This window comes from Aeromonas sp. S18(2024) (assembly GCF_041402525.1).
Lineage (GTDB): Bacteria > Pseudomonadota > Gammaproteobacteria > Enterobacterales > Aeromonadaceae > Aeromonas > Aeromonas enteropelogenes.
In genome coordinates, this window is sequence record NZ_JBGLQV010000013.1 from 77,165 (window position 1) to 99,871 (window position 22,707).

Annotated in this window: 14 protein-coding genes; 7 read left to right on the forward strand and 7 right to left on the reverse strand. The window is 61.4% G+C overall.

Going from position 1 to position 22,707, the window contains the following annotated elements:
- Positions 1–6 precede the first annotated feature (6 nt).
- Both ACB034_RS18320 and ACB034_RS18325 read right to left on the reverse strand, forming a co-directional pair.
- Positions 7–864: a flagellin gene (locus ACB034_RS18320; protein WP_224211492.1), complete on the reverse strand. Its 858-nt coding sequence runs from the start codon at positions 862–864 to the stop codon at positions 7–9.
- Between the two features lie 764 nt (positions 865–1,628).
- Positions 1,629–2,489, reverse strand: coding sequence for a flagellin (locus tag ACB034_RS18325; RefSeq protein WP_061475469.1), 861 nt, complete (start codon positions 2,487–2,489; stop codon positions 1,629–1,631).
- 410 nt (positions 2,490–2,899) lie between these two features.
- Between ACB034_RS18325 and ACB034_RS18330 the strand changes: the two genes are divergently transcribed.
- Both ACB034_RS18330 and ACB034_RS18335 read left to right on the forward strand, forming a co-directional pair.
- Positions 2,900–3,535: a trimeric intracellular cation channel family protein gene (locus tag ACB034_RS18330; RefSeq protein ID WP_026458511.1), complete on the forward strand. Its 636-nt coding sequence runs from the start codon at positions 2,900–2,902 to the stop codon at positions 3,533–3,535.
- A gap of 93 nt (positions 3,536–3,628) precedes the next feature.
- Positions 3,629–4,021: a hypothetical protein gene (locus ACB034_RS18335; protein ID WP_042025514.1), complete on the forward strand. Its 393-nt coding sequence runs from the start codon at positions 3,629–3,631 to the stop codon at positions 4,019–4,021.
- Between the two features lie 72 nt (positions 4,022–4,093).
- On the opposite strand, the gene thiI is transcribed toward ACB034_RS18335, so the two are convergent.
- Positions 4,094–5,542, reverse strand: coding sequence for a tRNA uracil 4-sulfurtransferase ThiI (gene thiI, locus ACB034_RS18340; RefSeq protein WP_371173433.1), 1,449 nt, complete (start codon positions 5,540–5,542; stop codon positions 4,094–4,096).
- Positions 5,543–5,719: 177 nt separating this feature from the next.
- Here thiI and ACB034_RS18345 point away from each other — a divergent pair, with 177 nt between their 5' ends.
- Positions 5,720–6,679, forward strand: coding sequence for a hypothetical protein (locus ACB034_RS18345; protein WP_371173434.1), 960 nt, complete (start codon positions 5,720–5,722; stop codon positions 6,677–6,679).
- Positions 6,680–6,695: 16 nt separating this feature from the next.
- Here the strand turns inward: ACB034_RS18345 and pbpC are convergent, their stop codons facing one another.
- The 4 genes from pbpC to ACB034_RS18365 all read right to left on the reverse strand — a co-directional run bounded on the left by pbpC (position 6,696) and on the right by ACB034_RS18365 (position 16,635).
- Entirely contained in the window at positions 6,696–8,996 is a 2,301-nt protein-coding gene (gene pbpC / locus ACB034_RS18350; protein WP_371173459.1) for a penicillin-binding protein 1C, read from the reverse strand.
- 52 nt (positions 8,997–9,048) lie between these two features.
- Positions 9,049–13,869: an alpha-2-macroglobulin gene (locus tag ACB034_RS18355; protein WP_371173460.1), complete on the reverse strand. Its 4,821-nt coding sequence runs from the start codon at positions 13,867–13,869 to the stop codon at positions 9,049–9,051.
- A 213-nt stretch (positions 13,870–14,082) separates the two neighbouring features.
- A complete protein-coding gene (locus tag ACB034_RS18360) occupies positions 14,083–14,742 on the reverse strand; it encodes a DedA family protein (protein ID WP_026458498.1) in 660 nt (219 codons plus the stop codon).
- Positions 14,743–14,946: 204 nt separating this feature from the next.
- Positions 14,947–16,635: an FAD-dependent oxidoreductase gene (locus ACB034_RS18365; RefSeq protein ID WP_371173435.1), complete on the reverse strand. Its 1,689-nt coding sequence runs from the start codon at positions 16,633–16,635 to the stop codon at positions 14,947–14,949.
- Between the two features lie 135 nt (positions 16,636–16,770).
- Here ACB034_RS18365 and ACB034_RS18370 point away from each other — a divergent pair, with 135 nt between their 5' ends.
- The 4 genes from ACB034_RS18370 to ACB034_RS18385 all read left to right on the forward strand — a co-directional run bounded on the left by ACB034_RS18370 (position 16,771) and on the right by ACB034_RS18385 (position 22,610).
- On the forward strand, positions 16,771–19,707 hold the full coding sequence (locus ACB034_RS18370; RefSeq protein WP_371173436.1) for an EAL domain-containing protein: 2,937 nt from the start codon (positions 16,771–16,773) through the stop codon (positions 19,705–19,707).
- Between the two features lie 65 nt (positions 19,708–19,772).
- Positions 19,773–20,570, forward strand: coding sequence for a pyruvate formate lyase 1-activating protein (gene pflA / locus ACB034_RS18375; RefSeq protein ID WP_371173437.1), 798 nt, complete (start codon positions 19,773–19,775; stop codon positions 20,568–20,570).
- Positions 20,571–20,661: 91 nt separating this feature from the next.
- Positions 20,662–21,303, forward strand: a complete 642-nt coding sequence (locus ACB034_RS18380; protein ID WP_371173438.1) for an energy-coupling factor ABC transporter permease — start codon at positions 20,662–20,664, stop codon at positions 21,301–21,303.
- Between the two features lie 116 nt (positions 21,304–21,419).
- The gene (locus tag ACB034_RS18385) at positions 21,420–22,610 is read left to right on the forward strand and encodes an OmpP1/FadL family transporter (RefSeq protein WP_371173439.1); all 1,191 of its coding nucleotides are present in this window, start codon (positions 21,420–21,422) and stop codon (positions 22,608–22,610) included.
- Positions 22,611–22,707 lie beyond the last annotated feature (97 nt).

The following is a 22,707-nucleotide window of genomic DNA, read 5'->3' on the forward strand; positions in this document are numbered from 1 at the left end:
AGCTTATCAACGCAGCAGCGACAATGCACCGTTCGGACGCTGGTTGGCTTGTGCCAGCACAGTCGAGGCGGCTTGCTGCAGGATGTTGAACTGGGTCAGGTTGGCAGTTTCGACCGCGAAATCGGCATCACGTACACGCGCTCGGGCGGCAGAAAGGTTTTCGGCCACGTTGGACTGGTTACGAATGGTCGATTCCATCCGGTTTTGCACCGCACCCAGCTCTGCACGCTTGGAGTCAACAGACTTGATCATCTTGTCGACGGAGCCAAGTACAGCTTGAGCCTTGGAAGCAGTGCTGATGTTGATCCCGGATGCACCAGAAGCAAAGGCTGCAGTTGCTGCCGCATTTTTGGCGATCCCAGCCACGTTGAACGCGAAACCGGTCAGGCTGAAAGAGATGGTTTGGTTGGCATCGGAACCGACTTGGAATTCGCCCTTGAAGGAGCTATCCAGCAGTTTCTTACCACCGAAGGTAGTGTCGCTGGCAATACGGTCGATCTCGGTAGAGAGCTGGTCGACTTCTTGCTGGAGCGCGGTACGGTCGGAGGTGTTGTTGGAACCATTCGCTGACTGTTGTGCCAGAGTCCGCATGCGCTGCAGCATGCCGGTGATCTCTTCCATCGCACCTTCTGCGGTTTGTGCCAGGGAGATACCGTCGTTTGCGTTACGGTTACCCTGGTTCAAACCATTGACCTGGGAGGTCAAACGGTTGGAAATTTGCAGACCGGCGGCGTCATCCTTGGCGCTGTTGATACGCAGACCGGACGACAAACGTTGATATGAAGTGTCCAGTGTCTTGTTGGTATTCATCAAGTTACGCTGAGCGTTCAGCGAGGACACGTTGGTGTTAATAAACATAGCCATGATTTAATCTCCCAATCGATACAGACTGCAGGCCTCGCTTACATCAGCCTTGTTGCAATCCGGGAGTAGAGGGTTGAACGAGCCCGCCTACTCTCGACCAGTGGGGATTGTTTGAACGGACAATCACCCACCACACCGCAAAATCCAGGAGTCCCGAACACCCAATCTTTTGCTTACCTTGGTTAACGGCCACGCTGAACGAAGCTTTAGTCTTTTTTTTGCCGCCTGCGGCAAATGATTGCCCCCCTCAGATCAATCCGCCCCCAAAGAGCAGCTCAAACACATCGGCTACCTTTGGTTAAGAACAGATAAGTAACTGAATTGTCACAGGTGTATATCAGAAAAAAGGGGAGCAGAGACTCAAGATAGGGTCATTGTTTTGACTCGAGCCAATGGCAACAGACGCTCATTGAGCCAACAATTTGACAGTCTGAAGAGATGACTGGATCTGTCTATCCCCTCAAAACCTTGACGGTTCACGATAAAGCAGAAGCGTACGACTCCTTTTTATCGCTAGTGAAAGCATTTCAGAACTGGCATGAGTTATGCTTTGTTAAGCTGAAAATAAAAAAGGCCGACATCAAGGTCGGCCAACGAGCTTTAGCTCAGGAGAATTGGGCGGGAAGGTTTATAGAATATAAACTGCCCGCTGAGCTTAGTAGTGTACTACAGTGTTGTGACTTATCAGAGACATGATTTCCCGAACACCCTCTGATGCGTCCTCCGGAAAGGCGGCCTGAACAACCGCCTTTCATTTTTTATTCTTAACCACGCAGCAGTTGCAGTGCACCATTGGGTCGCTGGTTAGCCTGACCCAGTACGGTTGATGCTGCTTGTTGCAGGATGTTGAACTGCGTCAGATTCGCAGTTTCTACCGCAAAGTCCGCATCACGTACACGAGCTCGCGCCGCACTGACGTTTTCCGCAATGTTGGACTGGTTGCGAATGGTCGATTCCATCCGGTTTTGCACCGCACCCAGCTCGGCACGCTTGGCATCGACCTGTTTGATGAGTTTGTCCACATTTGCAAGCACCACTTGTGAAGTGGATGCAGTCTGAATGTTGATCCCATTAGCTCCAGATGCCAAAGCAGCGGATGCTGACGCATTCTTGGCAATACCATCAACATTGAACGCGAAACCGGTCAGGCTGAAAGAGATGGTCTGGTTGGCATCCGCCCCCACCTGGAAGGTGCCGTTGAACGAACCGTCGAGCAGCTTGGTACCACCGAAGGTGGTATCGCCAGCGATACGGTCAATCTCGGTAGAGAGCTGGTTCACCTCTTGCTGCAGTGCTGTACGGTCATCGGTGTTGTTTGAACCGTTCGCGGATTGCTGTGCAAGGGTGCGCATCCGCTGCAGCATGCCGGTGATCTCTTCCATCGCCCCTTCAGCCGTCTGGGCCAGAGAGATGCCGTCATTCGCGTTACGGTTACCCTGATTCAGACCGTTGATCTGGGAGGTCAGACGGTTGGAGATCTGCAGACCGGCAGCATCGTCCTTGGCGCTGTTGATACGCAGGCCGGATGACAGACGCTGATAGGCGGTATCCAGGTTAATGTTGCTATTACGCAGGTTACGCTGAGCATTGATGCTCGAAACGTTGGTATTTACATACATACTCATGACTATTCTCCTAAGCTATTAAATTTGCTCTTTTATTTACTCAGGCTTTATTGTTTTTCCTGCCTGATGCGTCTTATTTAACGGCTGCTTTTTCGATGTCTTTAGCAGTTTTTTTAACGCTTCATCGCATTAGCGCCGCTTACCCTATTTATCGGCATGTTCTCTCTTAACTTGAGGAAAAAATATCAGCAATCCATTGATGAAAGCATGCGGCCGGGGCTGACAGGCCTCATTCGGCCATCACCTTATCCCTTCACGTTGCAGTATTACCGCCCCACGCACCTAGCCATTCATGCTGTCGCAGACAAAAACTTGGTCTGGCTCCCACTTCTTGCAGACGCCCATTGGTCAGAGGCGGCGCGCCCCCTAAAATCGCGACCCCATCAATAACTGGACGTAAGTTGTTCTCCATGCAGACACTGGTTGAGCAGATTGTTTATATCAGCGACATGTTTGGTACTGCGGTATTCGCGTTTTCGGGAGTGTTGGTTGCAGGGAGGCTAAGGATGGACGGCTTCGGTGTCATGGTGCTGGCCGCCGTCACCGCCATCGGCGGTGGCACCATCCGCGACATGATCCTGGGGGCTACCCCTGTGTTCTGGGTACGCGATCCCCTCTATATCTGGGTGGTGATCGTCACGGCACTTGTAGGCATGTGGATGGTCAAGTTACCCAGACGCATGCCCTGGTACGTATTGCCGGTAGCCGATGCCTTCGGGCTTGCCCTGTTTACCGTGATCGGCGCCCAGAAGGCCCTCAACTTCGGTACCCCCGGGCTCATCGCGGTGATCATGGGTACCATGACGGGGGTCGCAGGCGGCATGATCCGGGACGTGCTGGCCCGGGAAGTCCCGATGGTGCTGCAAAAGGAGATCTATGCCACCGCCTGCATCCTGGGGGGCATTCTCTATACCCTGGCGCTGGAGGCCAACGTGGATCGGGTGACGGCCATGCTCATCTGCATGACAACCGTCTTTGGCTTGCGGGTTGCCGCCATCTATTGGCACCTGTCACTGCCTACCTTCTCGTTGCAGCGCAGCCAATGACAAGTGCGGGGGGCTTGCCCCCCGGCCTTGTTCGTTGAACCAAGCAGGCTTTTCTGTTGTCATAGGATCCAGTGTTGTAAGCCGGAATCCCTTATGCAAAAACTTGGACTCATCACTTCACTGTTACTGATCTATGCGACAACGGCGCAAGCCGACGCGCAGGTGCTGTTCGGCCGTCTTGCGTCAACCCCGGTACAGCAGTTCAACCAGCAGATCCGCCAGGCGAGCAGTGCACGCCAGAGCTGGGTCAATGATTACCGTGAAGTGGCACTGCGTTTCGTCGGCCACAACGACATACCCAGTCGTATCCAGGCCAGACAGCTGGACAACGATCTGGTGCTCTCCGTTGCCCTCGATGGCAACAAGAGCGACATGCTCTACATCCTGACCCTCTATCGCAGCAACAACCTGTGGCAAATGCGTCAGGCCGAAATGGGCTGGCGCTGTCAGGGTCAAACCACCTTTACCCCGGTCCCCTGCCCCTGAGGGCAACCGTCACGATGTGCAACAAAAAATCCGGCTCATTGGCCGGATTTTTTATTAAGAGTCACTTAACCATTACGGACGGTACACCTTGACGTTGTCAAAGCCCTTCTCTTTCAAGTAGAGCGCCTGCAGCTTGCTCATCACGCCGCGATCGCAGTAAAGCAGGTAGGTCTTCTCTTTCGGCAGGTCACCAAAGGCGGTAGCCAGCTTGAAGAAGGGGATATGCATGACCTCACGCCCTTCCACCACCAGCGGCTTCTCGTCGTGCTCGTCCATAGAGCGGATATCGAGAATCACCTCGTTGTCGGTAGTGTCGCTGGTGGTCTCCACCTCCTGCACCTCGGCGGCGGTCTCTTCACCGATGCGACGAATGTCGAGGTAACGGGCCTCGGCTACCACCTTGTCCAGAATGGCGAAGTCGAAGTTGGCCTCTTCCGCTTCGATCCGGGCAAGATCCGCCTTCACGGTCGGCTTCTTGGAGATGACGCCGCAGTACTCGGGCATGGTCTCGGCAAACTCCAGGGTACCGATACGGCGCGCTTCGCTGATGATATCCGGCTTGTCCCAGGTGATGAGCGGGCGCAGGATCACCTTGTCGGTCACCCGGTCGATCACGTTCAAGTTGGTGAGGGTCTGGCTGGAGACCTGACCCACACACTCGCCGGTCACCAACGCCGGGATCTGGAACTCGTCGGCCACCTTGGCGGCGGCGCGCATCATCATCCGTTTGAGCACAACGCCCATCTGGCCGTTGTCGATCTTCTCGAGGATCTCGGCCACCACAGGCTCGAAGTCCACCGCGGTGAAGCGCACCCGGTGGGAGGAGCCGAAGCGGTTCCACAGGTGATAAGCCACCTGCTTGACGCCGATCTCGTGGGCCGCGCCGCCCAGATTGAAGAAGCAGTAGTGCACGCGGCAACCGCGCTTGATGAACTGGAAGGAGGCTACGCCCGAGTCAAAACCGCCGGAGATGAGGCTCAGCACGTCCTCCTGGGTGGCGATGGGCATACCGCTCAAGCCCTGATGGATGGCGCTGACAATAAACAGCTCCTCACCGTCGATCTCGAGGTTGATCTTCACATCCGGGTTCTTCAGGCGCACACCGTTGCTCTCACAGTGCTGGTTCAGGCCACCACCTACATAGCGTTCAATTTCAAGAGAGGAGAACTCGTGCTTGCCGTGACGCTTGGCACGCACGCAGAAAGTCTTGCCCTTGAGCTGGTCACCCCACACGGCTTTCACCTGCTCGAAGATGTCGTGCAGGTCGGTGAACTTGCTGGCCTGTACCTCGAGGAAGGACTGGATGCCGGGGATGCAGGCGAGCGCCTCTATGGCCTGGTCGCGGAACTGGTCATTGCGCGAGCTCACGATCAGCTTGTCCCAGTCCATACGCACCCGGGCGTCGTCGTCGAAGCGTCGCAGGACGTTGCGGATGTTGCCCTGCAGGATCTTGATGAAACGCTGGCGAACCGACTTGCTCTTGATGGTGATTTCCGGGAACAGCTTGATAATGAACTTCATGGTAATGACTCGGGTGACCTTGATTTAAGGGCGCGAATTATATCAGAACTTTGTGCCCAGCGCCTACTGGATGAGCGTTTGCTCACAGACCACCACGCAATGTTTGCCGCACGGCGGCGATTTTGCGTATATTCCCGACCCTGCGCCCTGGCAAGATCCCGACAACAGATTGATCCGATGAAGACTTATATCTACTACCCCGGCATGGAGGTACGTGACGAGCTCTGGCTCAAGTTTGCCCTGCTCTATCTGGAGCGGCTCGCCTTCGTCTTCACCGTCAGCGAAAAGAGCGGCCTGACCGCCCTGCTGGATACCCTCGAAACAGAGACGGATCTGCTGGCAGAGCGGCCGGAACCCGCCTTCTTTGCCGCCATCACCCCTCAGCTGGAGAGTCAGCTCGGCAGCCTTCTCACCCCCGATTTTGTCCGCCACAAGGTATTTGGCAACAAAGAACTCATCGCACGCTGGCGTCAAAGCGCCAATCACGACTGCTTTTGCCCGGCCCAGGCCGGCCTGGAGCGCTTGCACGGTTTTTGCCTCGACAACGGCTTTGCCAGCCGGGACGAGGGAGGGATCAGGATGGCACGACGCTTTGCCAACCTTCTATCCATGCGTCTCGCCCGTGAGTGGGCGCTCGCCAATGAGGGAGCCCTTATCACGGATCACGACTATCTGGACAGGTTGCTCCACCTGCTCGAATCCCGTTATCACAACCGCGGCGGCCAGGATTGCTTCCATCTGGAGATCCCGTTGCAAGTGCCCACTCACTTGAACGAGATCCCGTTTGCGGAGCTCATCGCCCTGCGTGGACGCAGCGGTTTTCGCCAGCAGCTGGCCGAGTTTCATCAGGCCCTCGACGGCCTGCTCGCCATGCTCGGCAGCGGATACCCGGAACCCGCGGCACTGACGCGATTCGAGCAGGCCCAGCAGGCACTCAACCAACTACTGGGGCCACAAACCCGAAGCCTGCCCCTCACCACCATGATCAGCACCAGTCTGCCCGCCATGGCGATGATCCACCGCCTCAAGGCGAGCCACCCAGACAGCAACCTGGTGTTTCACTCCATCAAGAAGAGCCACTTCCACCAGCGCAAGAGCCAGCACTTCTTCACCCGCCTGGGGCAGGTCAAATCCTGAGCGTACTCCCTCCCGATCAGGAGGGATTTTCCAGGCGAAATTCGATGCGGTCGCTATTGCCCGCCTCGTCCACCACCACCAGCTGGTAACGGCCCGCCTTGCTCAGCACCTGATCCCCGTCCCAGCGCAGCCGCTGACCGTTGAGAAACCAGAACGGTTTACCCACCCCACCCAGCACCCTGGGCTGCAAGCGGTAACGTTCGCTGCGGATAAGGTTCCCCTCCCCCAGTGCCATGATGCGGATGGGCGCCTGCAACTCGGTACGCACCGCCTCTCCCGCACAGCCGCCAGCCAACACTGCTTGACGCCGCTCGCCAAAAGCCCGCCAGGGCTCCAGCGAGAGCGGCCAGAGCGCCCGCCAGCCTGAGCCTGCGGCCTCACGGCAACGGGCCAGGGTCGGTTTTCCCTGATCGGTCAGCGCAACCTGACGCAGCGGCGAAGGCCAGTCCAGCGGATCGGGCAAGGTGGGGGGATCCCGCTCCTCCAGCAGCCAGGCACTCTGTCGTTGCAAGCAGGTCTCCGGCAGGGTGGTGCTCGCCCGCCGCCCCAGCGGCCAGCAAATCTCGGCCTCGCTCACCGTGTTGGGCTGCACCGGCAAGGGACTGTCGTCACCGAGCCGCGAGTAAACCGAGAGCAGCAGCGGCACTGCCGCACTCTGGCCGTAGAAACCGGGCATAGGGGTGCCGTCAGGGCGCCCGAGCCAAACCCCTAAGGTCCAGCGACCGGAGACCCCCAGCGCCCAACTGTCCCGATAGCCATAGCTGGTGCCCGTCTTCCAGGCCAGCCGATTGACCCGGCCGGTCGCCTCGCTGGCAAAGGGCTGATCCGCTCGCCCCTGGGCACTCAGGATTTGCCAGATGATCCAGGCGGCCCCCGGGCTCAACAAGGGGCGCGACACTGCCTGCTGATCTGCCAGCCAGACCGGCATCGCCACCTGCCCTTGGCGAGTCAGCGCGCTGTAGAGCGCCACCAGCTGCTCGAGCCGAATGCCTGCCGCCCCCAGCGCAATGGCCGGATTGGGTTTGTCCGAGAGCGCCAGCCTCACCCCGGCATTGTCGAGCCGGCTGGCCAGCTTGTCCGGACCCAGTGCCTCCAGCACCTGCACTGCCGGCACGTTGAGGGATTGCTGCAGGGCCCGAGTCAGGGTCACCGGCCCCTGAAAGGCGCCGGTGAAGTTGGCGGGGCGATAGTCAGCCCCAAGCCTTGGTGCATCGGAGAGCAGAGAGGCCGAATGAACCAGCCCCTCATCCAGCGCCAGGCCATAGATGAAGGGTTTGAGGGTGGAGCCGGGGGAGCGGATCGCCTGCACCATGTCGAGGTAGCCGTGACGCTTCAGGTTGCCGTACTCGGCGCTGCCTACGTAGGCACGCACCGCCATGGTCCGGTTGTCGACAAGCAGCAGCGCGGCGGAGGTCTGCTCGGGGAAGCGGCGGATATAGCTCTCTACCCGCCCCTCCAGCCAGCGCTGCAGATCGCCGTCTATGGTGGTGTGCACCAGTGCCCCGGCCTGATTGTCGGCGGCGAGTCGGGCGAACAGCGGCGCCTCCATCGGCGTGAAGTGACCACGGGCCAGCACCGGCTCGATACGCCCCTCCCGCCACACGGCCTCGGGCCAGGCGCCCTGCCTGACCAGCCGCAGCATCACCTTGTCACGAGCGGCGCGGGCCCGCTCGGGATGCCTGTCCGGCCGGTAGCGGCTGGGAGCTTGGGGCAGCACCGCCAACATCGCCGCTTCGGCATGGGTCAGCCTGGCCGCACTCTTGCCGAGATAGGCAAAGCTCGCCGCCTGGACGCCTTCCAGATTGCCACCAAAGGGAGCCCGGTTGAGGTAGACGGTGAGCAGGGTGCGCTTGTCGTAGTGCCACTCCAGCTGCAGCGCCCGCGCCATCTGGCGCAGCTTGCCGGGCACGCTCCTGTGATAGGGTTCGATCAGGCGGGCAACCTGCATGGTGAGGGTCGAGCCCCCCGATACCGCCCGCCCGTGGCGCAGCCACAACCAGACCCCGCGCACCATGGCCACCGGATTGACCCCGGGATGGCGCCAGAAATAGCGATCCTCGTAGCCCAGCAGCGCCTCGATATAGCGGGGGGAGACCTGCTCCAGCGTCACGGGGTAGCGCCACACGCCGCTGGTATCGGCAAAGGCGCGCAGTGGCCTCCCCTTCATGTCGAGCACCACCCGCGCATACGCGGGATCGAGCGGCGGCAGCGGAAAGGCGCGATCCAGCGCCAGCAGCGACAGGAGCAGGACAATAGCCCCCAGCCCCGAGTAGCGCAGCCAGCGCCGACAGGCGCGACCACTGCGACTCAATTTCAGCCAGCCACGCTGCCAGAAAGTGAGCGGGCGAACCCGCTCAAGGGAGGGAACGTTACTCAGAGATGATCACCTCATGGATATCCTCACCCACAGCCCGCAGCTCGGGCCGGTACATATCCTCCACCTGGGTCGGCGGCACCTGATAGCGACCCGGCGTCACCGCCCGCATCAGGTAGACCAGCTGCTGGTTACTCCCCTCGCTCAGGTCCAGCGCCGCCGTATAGCGATCGTCGCGATACTCCTGATGTTTGAGGTAGTCGTTCCACTCGCTCTGCCAGGCCGGTTTCCCCTCAATCGAGAGCTCCTCGAGCTTGATGCTGTTGCCAAGGGCCGGATTCTCCAGCTCGAAACCGGCCGGCAGCATCTCCACCAGCAGGGCATCGGGCACCGCCGATCCGCTGCTGACATTGAGGCGTACCACTACCAGATCGCCCACCTTCACCTTGGCGGGATCAAACTGCTGACCGTCGCTGTTGAACCAGCTGCGGGTCACGCTTATCCCCTGACTCAACCGGGCAGGAGCCTGCTCGGGGTAGCCAATCAGGGTGCGCTGCACATAGAGCGAGCCCTTGCCCTCGTTGGTAACCGTGCTGGCCGCCAGCGCCTCGGGGGCGCCAAGCTGCAGGCTGGTGTCACCGGCAACCGGTTGAGTACCGGATGACGAGGTGATCCGCGCCTGCCACCCGGCGGCCGGATCGGCCTGAGCCAGGCGCAGCAGGGCGAGGCGCTCCTGGGTGCTGAGCCACTGACGATGGGCCAGGGTATCTGCCACCTGGGCGCTGAGCGCTGGCCAGCGATCTTCCGCCAGCTTGTGCCGGCGCAGCAGGGAGAGCTCAAGGGCCTGGTCACGCAGCGCAGAACCATAATCCCCCAGATAGCCGTCAGCACGCTCGGTGGCCAGCGCCCGGTCGATGGCTCTGGCCGCGTTCTGCTCATCCCCCATGACCGAGAAGGCCAGCGAGAGGTGCAAAAGCGGCAGACCGGAGCGGGCGTGATCGGCCTGCTGCTCCCAGATAAGGCGCAGGGTAGCGAGCGGCGCCTTGCCCACCCGCGCCAGCACATAGGCGCTATAAGCCTGATAGGCCAGGCGGCTGTGTTCGGGGGCACTGCTCCAGCGCTCCCCGTATTGACTGTCGGTGAGGTAGCTCTGCAGGCGCTTGAGGGCCTGACTCAACATGGCTTCCGGCACCGCATCGCCGGCCTCCTGGCGAGCCAGCAGGTAGTCGGCGGCATAGGCGGTGAGCCACTGCTCCTCGTCGGAGCGGCCGTCCCACAGGCCAAAGCCGCCGCTTGGCAGTTGCAACCGCTGCAAACGCTGGAGCAAGGCGCGCTGCAGCTCCGCCTCGCTCAGCGGTTTGTCGGCCTTGGGCAAACCTTTAGACCAGCTCTTGCGCTCCTCTGCCGTGGTCAGCAAGTAAGGCCAGGCACGGGACAGGGTCTGCTCCAGACAGGCGTAAGGATAATCGGCCAGCGCCTGCCACTGGGCGGCCGGATCCCAGGGCGGCGTACCGGAGAGGCTGAGCAGCCCCTGCAAATTGGCGCCATCCAGCCCGGCCAGCTCGTCTGGCGCAAAACTCATCTGCTGGCCGGGGGCCAGCATCTGGTAACGCTGGCGAGTCTGGGCCGGCCAGGGAGAGCGCAGTGGCAGCGACCAATCGCGGCTTATCGCGATATCCTTGCCGCTGGCGGCGAGTTGCAAACGCGCTACCCCGCTCGCTCCGGTCACCGTGAGCGGCAGGGTCAGCCACTGCTCCTCGCCATTTTTAAGGGAAAGGGTGCTGGGCAGATTGCCGTTCGCCTTAAGTCCGCCATTCAGGGTCCAATCAAGGGAGAGGGTCTGATCCTCGCCGCTCATGTTGCGCAGTTGCACCAGGGCCCGGGTCTCATCGCCTCTCGCGCCAAAGCGCGGCCAACCGATCTCGGCCACCAGCGGCGCCACCACCTTGACGGCGCGCTCTGCCTGCCCCACCTGCTGCTCGTTCCAGGCCAGCGCCATCAGCGCCAGCTCGCCGTTGAAGTTCGGCAGTTCGAGCGAGATCAGCGCCATGCCCTGCTCGTCAAAACTCACCTCGCCGCTCCAGAGCGCGGCGATCTCGACCCTGCTCTCCAGCGCCCCGCCCTTCTTCAGGGCCGGCGCATCGCCGCCGTAGTTGAGACGGGCCAGCTTGCCATCCTGGGGCGGGATCACCTGGCCATAGTTATCGAACAAATCCTGAGCGAAGCGCTTGCGACCGAAGAAGATCTCGAACGGATCGAGGGGGCGATAGTCGCTGATGTTGAGCACGCCCCGATCCACCGCCGCCAGCACCACCCGCCCCTGGCTATTCGGGGTCGAGGTAGCGGTCACCTCGAGACGGGTGAGCGGTACCGCCCTGTCCGGCGCACTCAGGGTGAGCGGCAGGCGGCGGGACTCCCTGTCCAGGGTCAGCGGCACCAGCCCGATCGAGCGCAGACCCGGCGCCCCCTTGCCGCTCGCCGCCGTCGATCCGTTGTCGGGGGCTGCGATCTGGGCCGAGATATGCAAATCATGACGCTGCCACTCGGGACTGACGGGGATCTCGAACTCGCCACGCCCCTCTTTTTCACTGCCTTCGGCTTTTAACTCGATACGCTGCCACCAGCGCAGGCCGTCGCCATCTTCCACCATCAGCAACCCCTTGCCCGGGCGCGGAGCCACCAGAGTCACCCTGGCATTGTCACCGGCCTGATAGGCGCGCTTGTCGAGGGTGATGGCGATCTTGTCGGGCCGCGCCTGCTCGCCACCACCGCCCCAGGCGTAGCTGCCGATCTCCAGCCGCAGACTGGATTGATGACCCTGGCTATTTTCCACCTCAAGGCGATACCAGCCCGCCGCTAGCGTCAGACTGAGAGGCGTCGGCCCCTTGCCATCCAGCTGCAGAGTCTGCTCCTGTTCCAGATAGGGTTGGCTGTTGAACTCGTATTTCCACCCCTCGCCATCGGCGTAGTGCCAGTAGTAATCGCGGTACTCGTTGATGAGGCGCACCTTCACCTCACCCGCTACCGGTTGCCCTTGTTTATCGAGGTTGAGGATCTGGAACGGCAGCGGCCTGCCTCCCTCCACCCGATCAGCCACAAAATCGGCCTTGAGCGCCGGCCACTGGCTCCCCTCGGGCCAGCCGTATTGGGTGCGGCTGCGATTGACGGCGCGGCCGCCGGGCTCGGAGAGCGACACACGATAGGCTACCTCCAGCGGCCCGAGGGCACGCACGCCGTCGAGTTCATCTGCCAGCGAAACGGTCCCCTGTCCCTGCTCATTGAGAGTGAGATTGACGGGATCGAGCGCCTTGGCCTGCTCGCCGAGCAGCACGTCTCCCAGGGTGAACTCCTGCCACCGGGTAAAGGGCATGGTGGCGCGGCTTATCTTCACCTCCGCCTTCGCCCTGGTGGCACTCGCTGGCGCGCCGTAGAGGTAATCCCCCCTGAGCGGCAGGGTGAGGGCGGCGTCCAGATCCGTGACTTCACCATCCGGCCCCTTGCCAAGCTGCAGTTTCAACCGTTCAGGCAGAAATTCCTCCACCAGAAAAGGCCACTCGAAGCGACTGCCAGCGGCGGTCTTGAGGTTGATGGTCCAGCGCCCGAGCGGCGCATCCATCGGCAGACGCAGGCCGTAGTGGGCGGCGCCCAGGTTGTCCGGCAGCAGCCGTTTTTGTTCGAGCAGCTGGCCGTCCGGCTGTTTCACTTCCAGCTCCACCGCCATCCCCGGCAGCAGCTGGCCATCCTGCCCTTTGAGCAGGATCTCGCTGTCAAGCCGCTCACCGGGACGATAGAGATCGCGCCCGCTGAACAGATACAACTGCTGGGCCTGCCAGGGTTGGGTTCCAAGATCGAAGGTGGAGAGGTCAAGCGCCGCACCATCGAGACGCAGCACTGCCAGATGCTTGCCCTGCTCCGCCAGCAGCAAGCGGGCTCCCTGCACCTGATCGAACCGGCGATGACCGCGATTGTCGGTGGCGTGCACCTGCAGCCGGTTGCCCTTCTCGTCGAGCAGAGAGAGTTGCACATCCTTGAGGGGATCGGCGCTCGCCAGGGAGCTCACGAACACCTCCAGCTGATCCCGGTAGCGGCGGGCACTGAGCCCCATGTCGCTCACCGCGAAATAGGTGGTCTCCTTGCGCCAGTCGTAGTTGCCAAGGGGCGACATCACCGCAAAGTAGACGCCGGCCTCCGCCAGCTGTGGCTCCTTCACATTGATGAGGCGGGTCTCCCGCCGGTTGGGATCCAGCGACAAGGCATAGCGACCGCTGAACACCCGCTTGGCGCGCTGGGTGATCTGCTCGAGATCCCAGTTGCCCATGCCGGCGCCGGGGCGATACTCGGCCAGAAAACGGGGCAGATATTCCGCATCCACCCGGAAGAAGTCGATATTGACCTCGTCCACGTTGACCGCGCTGATGGGCAGACGCAGATCGTCGCGCAGCGGCAATACCATGCCGCTCGCGGTAAACGAGGCCCCCGCCTCCAGCGGACGGGTCTTGAGAGTCCAGCTCTGGGGAGATGGGCCCAGCCCAGCCTTGAGGGTCACCTCGTAACGCTTGTCGGGCTGCACGTTCGGGAAATAGAGGGTGCGGCCATCATCGGCCAGGATCCACTCCCCCTGCACTTGCTTGCCCCCCTCGCTCACCGCAAGCCAGCGCTGCCAGCTTGCGCTGGGGGTGAGCGGACCGGAGAAAACCAGCGCCAGCGCCGGTGCATCCCGATATTGACGGGCATTGGCTTGCACCACGGCGTCCGGCGCCCCAATCTCTTGTTGCGCTGCGGGAGCCTCTGCCGTAGTCGCGGGCTTGTCCGGACCGCAGCCGGCCAACAGCAGACCGGTGATCCCCGCCAACAGCAGGGCCGCTGCGCGGCGCATAAAGGGGAAAGAGGGTGAACGGACGGCGTGGTGGAAAACAGGGCGAAGGGTAAAGAGGCGCATAGGATCCATCCCGGGGTAAAGCGCTGCCATGGCAGCGTGACAGGGAACAGGATAAGGCATCCCGCCCCCTCGACACAAAGCCCATTACCGACGCGGCGATCCCTTGGCAGACAACCGCCGCACGCCACCAGCGGGAGTCAAGATTATCCGTTACTCGTGGGTCGTCTCCCTCTTCGCTCCCCCCTTGAACCAGCGAAAGAGAATGGCCATGACGGCAGCGAGGAAGAGCACCAGGGAGGCGATCAGCAGCAGGCGAGTCAGCAGCTCGCTGTGATGGGCGAAGAAGGAGGTTTTCATCGCCAGCTTGCCCACCAGGCTCAGGCAAAGCGCCCACAGAAAGGCGCTGGCGAAGCTGGCGATGCACATGCGCAGCACGCTCAGGCGGCCAATCCCCATCAGCATGGGAGTCAGCACCCGCACGAACGGGATGAAGCGGGACGAGAACATGGCCAGAAAACCATATCGTTTCAACAGGTTGGTTGCCCTTGGCAAACTCTCGGCGGGCAGCATTCGTTCGATATGGTCCATGAAGCGAGTGCGCTGCAGCGCCCGTCCTTGCAGATAGGCGAGCACGGAGCCAATCCCCGCCGCCAGCGGCAGATAACCGAGGGTGACTTCGGGGCCAAAGACTCCCATCCCGACCAGGCCACCGGCCAACAGCACCAGGCTGTCTCCCGGCAGGGGCAGAAAGACGAAGGCGGATTCCAGCAGCAGCACCAGCATCAGGCAGCCGATCAGCATAGGCACGGCCTGCATCTGAACCAGTGCATCAAAGTCCTGATGCCAAATGGCGATCAGCATATCCAGCATGTCACACTCCCTACCACACTGTTTCTCGTGTACAAGGCTCGCGTTATAGCCGCACGCCCCTGAACAACACGTTAATTTTTCACAATGTCAGCAAAAAAAGTGTGTCTATCTGTTGCAGGCCGGATGAGGGGACTGAATGACGGGTATAAAAAGCCCCTCATCTTGCGCGCACAAGGGAGAGGGGCAAACAGGCACAGAAAGTAATCAGTCGGCGGTGGCCATCTGCCAGGTCTTGAAGCCGCCGGAAAGGTTCTTCACCTTGAAGCCGTGCTGGCTCAGCATGCGGCAGGCCACATGGCCGCGCAGCCCCACCTGACAACTGATCAGCAGTTCCTTGTCCTTGGGCAGCTCCGCGAGGCGGCCGCGCAACTCATCGAGGGGAATATGCATCGCCCCCGGGATGCGGCCCAGCTTGTCGAGCTCGGGGGTATTGCGCACATCCAGCACCAGCTGGTGCGGCTGACGAGCCTGCACCTCGGCCACGTGGCAGAGGGTGGCATCCCCTTTCAGATGGTTGCTCGCCACGAATCCGGCCATGTTGATCACATCCTTGGCCGAGCCAAACGGCGGCGCATAGGTGAGCTCCAGATCCTGCAAGTCGAACACGGTGAGCCCGGCACGCTGGGCGACCGCCAGCACATCGATTCGTTTGTCGACGCCATCCTTGCCGATGGCCTGGGCGCCGTAGATCTTGCCATCCGGGGCAAACAGCAGCTTGAGGCTGACCGGATGGGCTCCCGGGTAGTAGCCGGCGTGACTGCCCGGATGGACATAGGCCTTCTCGAACGGCAGACCCAGCTGCACCAACCGCTTCTCGTTGAGACCTGTGCTCGCCACCGCCAGATCGAACAGCTTGCAGATGGCGGTCCCCTGGGTCTTCTTGTAGGTCTCGCTGCGCCCCAGCATGTTGTCGGCGGCGATGCGGCCCTGACGGTTGGCAGGGCCTGCCAGCGGGATCAGCACGGACTCACCGGTCACAAAGTCGGTCTCCTCCACCGCATCCCCCACCGCGTAGATGAAGGGATCCGAGGTGCGCATGCCGGCATCCACCTTGATGCCGCCGCGCGGGCCCAGCTCCAGCCCGGCCTTGGCGGCGAGCAGGGTCTCGGGCTTGACGCCGATGGCCAGGATCAGCAGACCGGTATCGAGATGGGTGCCATCGCTCAGGGTCAGGCGCAATCCACCCCGTTGTTCGGTGGCCACTGCGGCGGTTTTTTCCGCCAGTACATCCAGGCTCTCGATGGCAGAGAGGCCGGTGCGCAGGCGCAGATCGATCCCCTCCTCGCGAATGCGGGCGTGGAGCATGTTGGCCATCTCTTTATCGACCGGTGCCATCACCTGATCGGAGAGCTCCAGCAGGGTGACCTCCAGCTTGCGCTGGTGCAGGGCTTCCATCATCTCCAGGCCGATGAAACCGCCCCCCACCACGGTGACGTGGCGTGGCTGATCGTGCTCAAGGGCGGCCAGGATACGATCCATGTCCGGAATATTGCGCAGGGTGTGGACATGGGGGCTGTCGATGCCCGGGAAAGGCGGACGAATGGGGGCCGCCCCCGGGCTTAGCAGCAGCACATCATAGGGTTCGCGCTGCTCCTCACCGGTTTGCAGATTGCGCACCAGCAGGGTCTTGCCGGCCTTGTCTATCTCGATGACGTCATGGAAGACACGCACATCGACGTTGAAGCGACGTTTGAAACTCTGGGGAGTCTGCAGCAACAGGGCATCCCGATGAGGGATATCCCCCCCGATGTGATAGGGCAGACCGCAGTTGGCGAAGCTGACGAATTCGCCCCGCTCAAACATCACGATCTCCGCATCCTCGCTCAGGCGACGGGCCCTGGCGGCCGCCGATGCGCCCCCCGCTACACCACCAATAATCAGGATCCTTTTCATCAGCATGACTCCTCATGGACGTTAATGGCCAATAAATTAGCTTTTTCTAATTTAGAGTTCAATGAAATTTTGTTTCCCTCGATTTTGCAGTATTCTTGCAAGCCCGACGGTTGCTTAACAGGATGTTGTTTGTTCATGTCGTCTACCGCACTCAGTCAGATCTCTTCTCCCCGCCAGACGCCGCTCTTTTTTCGTCTGGATATGCACAGCCAACGGCTGGTCGCACTGACCGACGTGATGCAGACACCGCTCTATTGGCTCGATGAGCCCAGAGCCCCCTGGCCAGCCCAGCTTCCCGACCCCCTGCGCCACCCCATCGAACAGCTGCTGGCCAATGGCCAGGGGGGCAAGATCTCCCTGCGCTTTGCCGAGCAGCAGTGGCACATCGCCATCGCCCATGAACAAAATGACTTCTGGCTGATCTGCCTGCAGCATCAGCGCCAGCTTCCGGTGGCCGATCTTGCCCTGCAACTGCCGCGGCTGAGCCAGATGGCAAGCCAGCAACAGTATGCGCCGCTGCTGGAGACGCTGAAAGAGACATTGGGGGCCGATCGACTCATTCTCTGGCACTACCAGGCCAATGGCGAGCTGGGGGGTGAACAGCTCAGCCCGGTGTTTACCCTGGGGGTAGAGAGCCTCTATCCGATCCGGGGTGACAGTCGCTACATTCGTGCCCTGCGCACCCGCAAATCCTTGAGTTTTTCCGAGGCTGCCCACCAGCCCATGCTGAGCCAGCACCTCTATTTGACCAGCGCCGGCGTCCGCTCACGCCTCGATTGCGCCCTGCTTGAGCAGGACAAGCTGTTTGGTGTCCTCAGCCTCGAATATCTGGAGCCGACCCCCATCAGCGACGAGATGCTGCAACTGGTGCGCCACAGCGCCCAGCTGCTTGGCCACTGGCAGCCAGGGGACGAACCCCATGACGACGAGCCAACCCTGCCCACCGAGCTGCACCGGCTGACCGGCATTGACTACTGCAAGACCCTGGTGCAGTGGGCCATGACCATCAGCGGGGCCCGTATCGGCCTCATCGGTGAGTACCAGCCCCGCGGCCAGGAGCTCTGGATCATCCCCCGCTGCGTCTTTCATGAGCAGACCTTCTCCACCCTCAAGCCCATCCAGATGGACCCGGGGCCGGGCAGGGAGCTCTTTGAGCACGGGCAGGCCCTCTATGTGGAAGATCTCCCCCTGCGCTATCCCAATGCCACCAAGCTGCTGGCCACCAATGCCAACGCCTATGTCGGCATCCCCCTGCACGGCGCCGACGGCACCATCATGGGTCACCTCTCCCTGCTGCTCGATGCGCCGCTGGCCGATCCCGAGCCCCTGCTCGATCAGCTGAGCAGCCAGCACGAGCGGGCCGCCATCGAGCTGCGCCGACTCGCCGCCGACGATGCGCTGCGCCTGGCCGAAGTGGCCTTCAATACCCATGACGGCCTGGTGGTGATGGATCACCATGGCATCGTGCTCAAGGTCAATCTCTCCTTCAGCCGGATCACCGGCTTTAGCGAGGTGGAGGTGATTGGTCACTCCATTCGCCAGCTACGCCCCACCTACTATGGGGACGATCTCAAGGAGGTGGTGCGACGTGCGGTCACCGAGCAGGAGTTTTGGCTCGGCGAAGAGCAGTGCCTGCACAAGGATGGCCACCTCTTTCCGGTGCGCCTGATGGTGAGCGGGGTCAAGGATGGGCAGGGGGAGATCAGTCACTTCATCTGCAGCTTCTACGACATCACCCAGGAGAAGGAGGCTGCCAGACATATCGAGCAGCTTGCCTACTACGACGATCTGAGTGGTCTCTACAATCGCCGCAGTCTCAACGATGCGCTGCAGCGCACCCTGGGTGAATCCAGCGGCCAGTGGGGCGCCCTCTTGCTGGTGGATCTCGATAACTTCAAGTCGATCAACGACTCCCTCGGCCACGCCTGCGGCGATCAGCTGCTGCAGGCGGTGGTGCGGCGTTTTCGGGAGTTGCCCCAGGACAACCTGATCCAGGCCCGCATCTCGGGAGACGAGTTCGCCCTGCTGTTCACCCAGCTGGGGCAAGGAGAGGTCACCGCCAAGATCCTGGCGGAACACTTCGCCCGCGAGTTGATGGGGCTGTTTCGTACCCCGTTCGACATCGGCGATCACAAGCTGCACTGCAGCGCCTCTGTGGGGATCAGCCTCTTTACCAGCAACGGCATGGATCACCTGACCCTGATGCAGCAGGCCGATACCGCCACCCACATGGCCAAGCGAACCGGCCAGGGCAGCTACGTCTTCTTCAGCGAGGCGATGGCCCAGCAGGAGAAAAACCGCCTGACCCTGACCAACCAGCTGCGCGATGCCCTGCGCCACCATGAGCTGCTGCTGCACTACCAGCCCCAGTACCGGGTCGACAACGGCAGCCTCTCCGGCATCGAGGCCCTGCTGCGCTGGCAGCGCAGCGATGGCACCATGGTGCCGCCGGGTGAGTTCATCCCCATCGCCGAGGAGACCAGCCTCATCCTGGAGATCGGTTACTGGGTAATGAAAACCGCCTGCGCCCAATACAGCTTCTGGCTCAACCAGGGGCTCCAGATCCCTCACCTCTCGGTCAACGTCAGCGCCCGCCAGTTCCACACCCAGGGCTTCGTGCAGCAGGTGGAGTACATACTGCGCGATACCGGCGTCCCGCCCTCCCGCCTGTTGCTGGAGGTGACCGAGTCCGTGGTGCTGGAAAACCGCCGCGAGAGCATTGCCCGGATGCGCCAGTTGAAGGAGCTCGGTATCCTGCTCTCCATCGATGACTTTGGCACCGGCTACTCATCCCTGGCCTATCTGCGCGACCTGCCCGCCGACGAGGTGAAGCTCGACAGAAGCTTCATCCAGACCCTGGTGCACAGCGAGCAGGACAAGGCCATCGTCAAGGCGATCCTGGATCTGGCCCAGGTGTTCCGTTTCACCGTGACGGCGGAAGGGGTCGAGGATGAGGCCCAGCTGGCCATTCTCAAGGAGCTGGGTTGCCAGCACTATCAGGGCTTCCTCACTTGTCGTCCGCTCCCCGTCAGGGCACTCGAACAACTGCTCGGCGGCCATCCGGCAGACTAAAGGTGTAGGAACAATAAGGATTTATGTAATAAAATAACGGCCTGCGCGAATCGTTGGAGTTGCCTATGTCTGTCACTAACCGGATCCCTGCCGTCGAAATCAGCGAACAAGCCAAGCCCCAGGGGGTCATTGGCCGGATCCATTCCGTTGAAACCTGCGGCACTGTCGATGGTCCGGGAATCCGCTTTATCGTATTCATGCAAGGGTGCCTGATGCGCTGCAAGTACTGCCACAACCGGGACACCTGGGATACCCAGGGTGGCCGTGAAGTGACAGTGCCGGAGTTGATGCAGGACATCACCAGCTACCGCCACTTCATGAATGCCTCCGGCGGCGGTGTGACCGCATCGGGCGGCGAGGCCATGCTGCAACCCGCCTTCATCACCGAGCTCTTCACCGCCTGCAAGGAGAAGGGCATTCACACCTGCCTCGACACCAACGGCTTCGTCCGCCATCTCGACGACCAGGTCGATGCCCTGCTCGACCAGACCGATCTGGTGCTGCTCGACATCAAGCAGATCAATGACGAGAAACACATTCCCCTGACCCACGTCAGCAATAAATACACCCTGGAGTTCGCCCGTCACTTGGCCGCCAGGGGCAAGACCATGTGGATCCGCTACGTCGTCGTCCCCACCTGGAGCGACGACGACGAGAGCGCCGACGAGCTGGGCAAGTTCATCGCCGAGCTGGGCGAGAGCGTCGAGAAGGTGGAGCTGCTGCCCTATCACGAACTCGGCAAACACAAGTGGGACGTGCTGGGCGACCCTTACGAGCTGAGCAGTATCAAGCCCCCCAGCAAGGAGACCATGGACAGGGTCAAGGCCATCATCGGCAAGTATCACCCCAACGTGAAATATTGATGCCAACGGCAGGCTGGACCATCAGCCTGCTTCAGGCCCGGGCGGCAGGGAGTACGCTGCCCGGCAACTTCTCCAGGCAATGGACGCCCCCATGAGTGAAGGACAACTCGCCGCCCTGCTGATCTGGCTGTTGCTATTGGTGTTCAGCCTGCGCCGCCCTCTGTGGCAAACCCTCCATGACAATCCCCTTTACCAGCATCTGCTGCTGGGCAGCGCCATCGCCCTGATCCCGCTCTGGTATTTGCGCGCCGGCCTGCACGAAGGGCTGGAGGTCCACTTTCTCGGCCTCACCACCCTCACCCTGCTGCTGGGCTGGCGACTGGCCCTGCTCGCTCCTTGCCTGACCCTGCTGGTGCTCGGCTATTTCGGCGTCACCAACCTGGCTGATTTTGGCTGGCAGGCCCTCATCGGCATCGGCTTGCCGGTGGCCACCAGCTGGCTGCTGTTTCTGGCGAGCTGGGCCTGGCTGCCCCGCCATCTGTTCGTCTATATCTTCGTCGCGGCCTTTCTCGGCGGCGCCGTCACCATCTCGGTCAAGGTGGTGGCCAGCGCTTTGTTGATGGGAGTGAGCGGTACCTATCCCTGGCACACCATCAGTGCCGACTATCTTTCCATCTGGCCGCTCCTGCTGTTTCCGGAGGCCCTGCTCAACGGCATGGCAATGACAGTGCTGGCCATCTATCGCCCCCACTGGGTCAACACCTTTTTCGACCGTACCTATCTGGGGCGCTGAGTCTCCTCTCGCCAGCCCAAACAGAACCCTATATAAATGGAGACAGCGCCATCGATGCCTGTCCGGATCACCCGTGCTCACTACCCGGCTCAACGTTGCATGAAAAAGGAACTTGTATGAAACGACTCGACTCGCTGTGGTCCCTGTGTCTGCTGTTCACCGCCACCAGCCAGGCTGGCGGCCTCTACCTCTATGAAACGGGCACGGATGATGTTGGCCTTGCCTCGGCAGGCATGGCCGCGCGGGCACAGGATGCCACCGTGCAGTTCATGAATCCGGCTGGCCTCAGCCGACTGCAGGGGCACCATCTCACCATGGGTGGCCAGGCGCTCTACGGGGACGTGCCCTACGATCTGGCGGACGCTTCCCAGCAAGATGTCGATACCGTGGTGGGCTGGTTTCCCTCTGCCTCCCTCTACTACAGCCAGCAGATCGACGACCGCTGGACCCTGGGCTTCGCCACCTACGGCAACTTCGGCCTGGGGCTCGACTTTAGCGGTTGGGCCGGGCAACAGCTGGTGAAGGAGGCCACCCTGATGGCGCTGACGATGCAACCCTCCGTCGCCTACCGGATCGACGAGCACTGGTCCCTCGGAGCGGCAGTGGGTCTCAACTACGGACTGTTCGCCCTCAAGCGCGAGACAGACCACGGCGAGAGCAAGCTCGACGACAGCGACTGGGCCATCAACGGCAAGGTTGGCGTGCTCTATGAGCTCACCCCGGCGACCCGCTTTGGCCTCGGCTACAGCAGCGAAATCAAGTATCACTTTGACGTCCAGACCCAGATCACCCTGCAAAGGCCCAACATGCCCGGGATCTCGGCCCAGCTGCCCATCTCCGGCATGGTCAACAGCCCGCAGCAGCTGATGCTGAGCGGCTACCACGAACTGGCCCCCGACTGGGCACTGATGGGCAACTTGGGCTGGCAGGACTGGAGCCACTACAACGGCAACGACGTGAGCATCGTCGGCGTCAGCAAGGGGAACAAGGGGCTCTTCCAGGATACCTATCACGTGGCCGTGGGGCTGCAGCACACCCTGACGCCCCAGTGGGTGCTCAATGGCGGGCTGGCCTATGACAGCAGCGTTTACAAGGATCAGGACAAGACCTCCCTGACCATTCCGAGCGGCGCCGCCGTCCGGGTCGGGTTCGGGGCCAGATATGCCCTCAATCCCGGGGAGAGCATAGGGGCCGCCATGGAGTACATCGATCAGGAGAGCGCCAGCGTCCAGGCGGACTACCTATCAGGCAGCTACGACAACCCCAGCTTCTATTTCTTCGCGGTCAACTACAGCAAGCAGTTCTGACAAGAGGCATGAGTCGAGAGGCAAGAAGCCTCTTCATCTTGTCACCCGCCATGTACGCCGGGGCCGGCTTCTTTCGCTGGCCCCGCCACAAGCCCGG

What these genes read in the sequence shown, in the direction of transcription:
- ACB034_RS18325 (WP_061475469.1), bottom strand. Translation starts at nt 2,489, where the DNA reads ATGAGTATGTATGTAAATACCAACGTTTCGAGCATCAATGCTCAGCGT.
- ACB034_RS18335 (WP_042025514.1), top strand. Translation starts at nt 3,629, where the DNA reads ATGCAAAAACTTGGACTCATCACTTCACTGTTACTGATCTATGCGACA.
- thiI (WP_371173433.1), bottom strand. Translation starts at nt 5,542, where the DNA reads ATGAAGTTCATTATCAAGCTGTTCCCGGAAATCACCATCAAGAGCAAG.
- ACB034_RS18320 (WP_224211492.1), bottom strand. Translation starts at nt 864, where the DNA reads ATGGCTATGTTTATTAACACCAACGTGTCCTCGCTGAACGCTCAGCGT.
- ACB034_RS18360 (WP_026458498.1), bottom strand. Translation starts at nt 14,742, where the DNA reads ATGCTGGATATGCTGATCGCCATTTGGCATCAGGACTTTGATGCACTG.
- ACB034_RS18385 (WP_371173439.1), top strand. Translation starts at nt 21,420, where the DNA reads ATGAAACGACTCGACTCGCTGTGGTCCCTGTGTCTGCTGTTCACCGCC.
- ACB034_RS18330 (WP_026458511.1), top strand. Translation starts at nt 2,900, where the DNA reads ATGCAGACACTGGTTGAGCAGATTGTTTATATCAGCGACATGTTTGGT.
- ACB034_RS18365 (WP_371173435.1), bottom strand. Translation starts at nt 16,635, where the DNA reads ATGAAAAGGATCCTGATTATTGGTGGTGTAGCGGGGGGCGCATCGGCG.
- ACB034_RS18370 (WP_371173436.1), top strand. Translation starts at nt 16,771, where the DNA reads ATGTCGTCTACCGCACTCAGTCAGATCTCTTCTCCCCGCCAGACGCCG.
- ACB034_RS18355 (WP_371173460.1), bottom strand. Translation starts at nt 13,869, where the DNA reads ATGCGCCGCGCAGCGGCCCTGCTGTTGGCGGGGATCACCGGTCTGCTG.
- pflA (WP_371173437.1), top strand. Translation starts at nt 19,773, where the DNA reads ATGTCTGTCACTAACCGGATCCCTGCCGTCGAAATCAGCGAACAAGCC.
- ACB034_RS18380 (WP_371173438.1), top strand. Translation starts at nt 20,662, where the DNA reads ATGAGTGAAGGACAACTCGCCGCCCTGCTGATCTGGCTGTTGCTATTG.
- ACB034_RS18345 (WP_371173434.1), top strand. Translation starts at nt 5,720, where the DNA reads ATGAAGACTTATATCTACTACCCCGGCATGGAGGTACGTGACGAGCTC.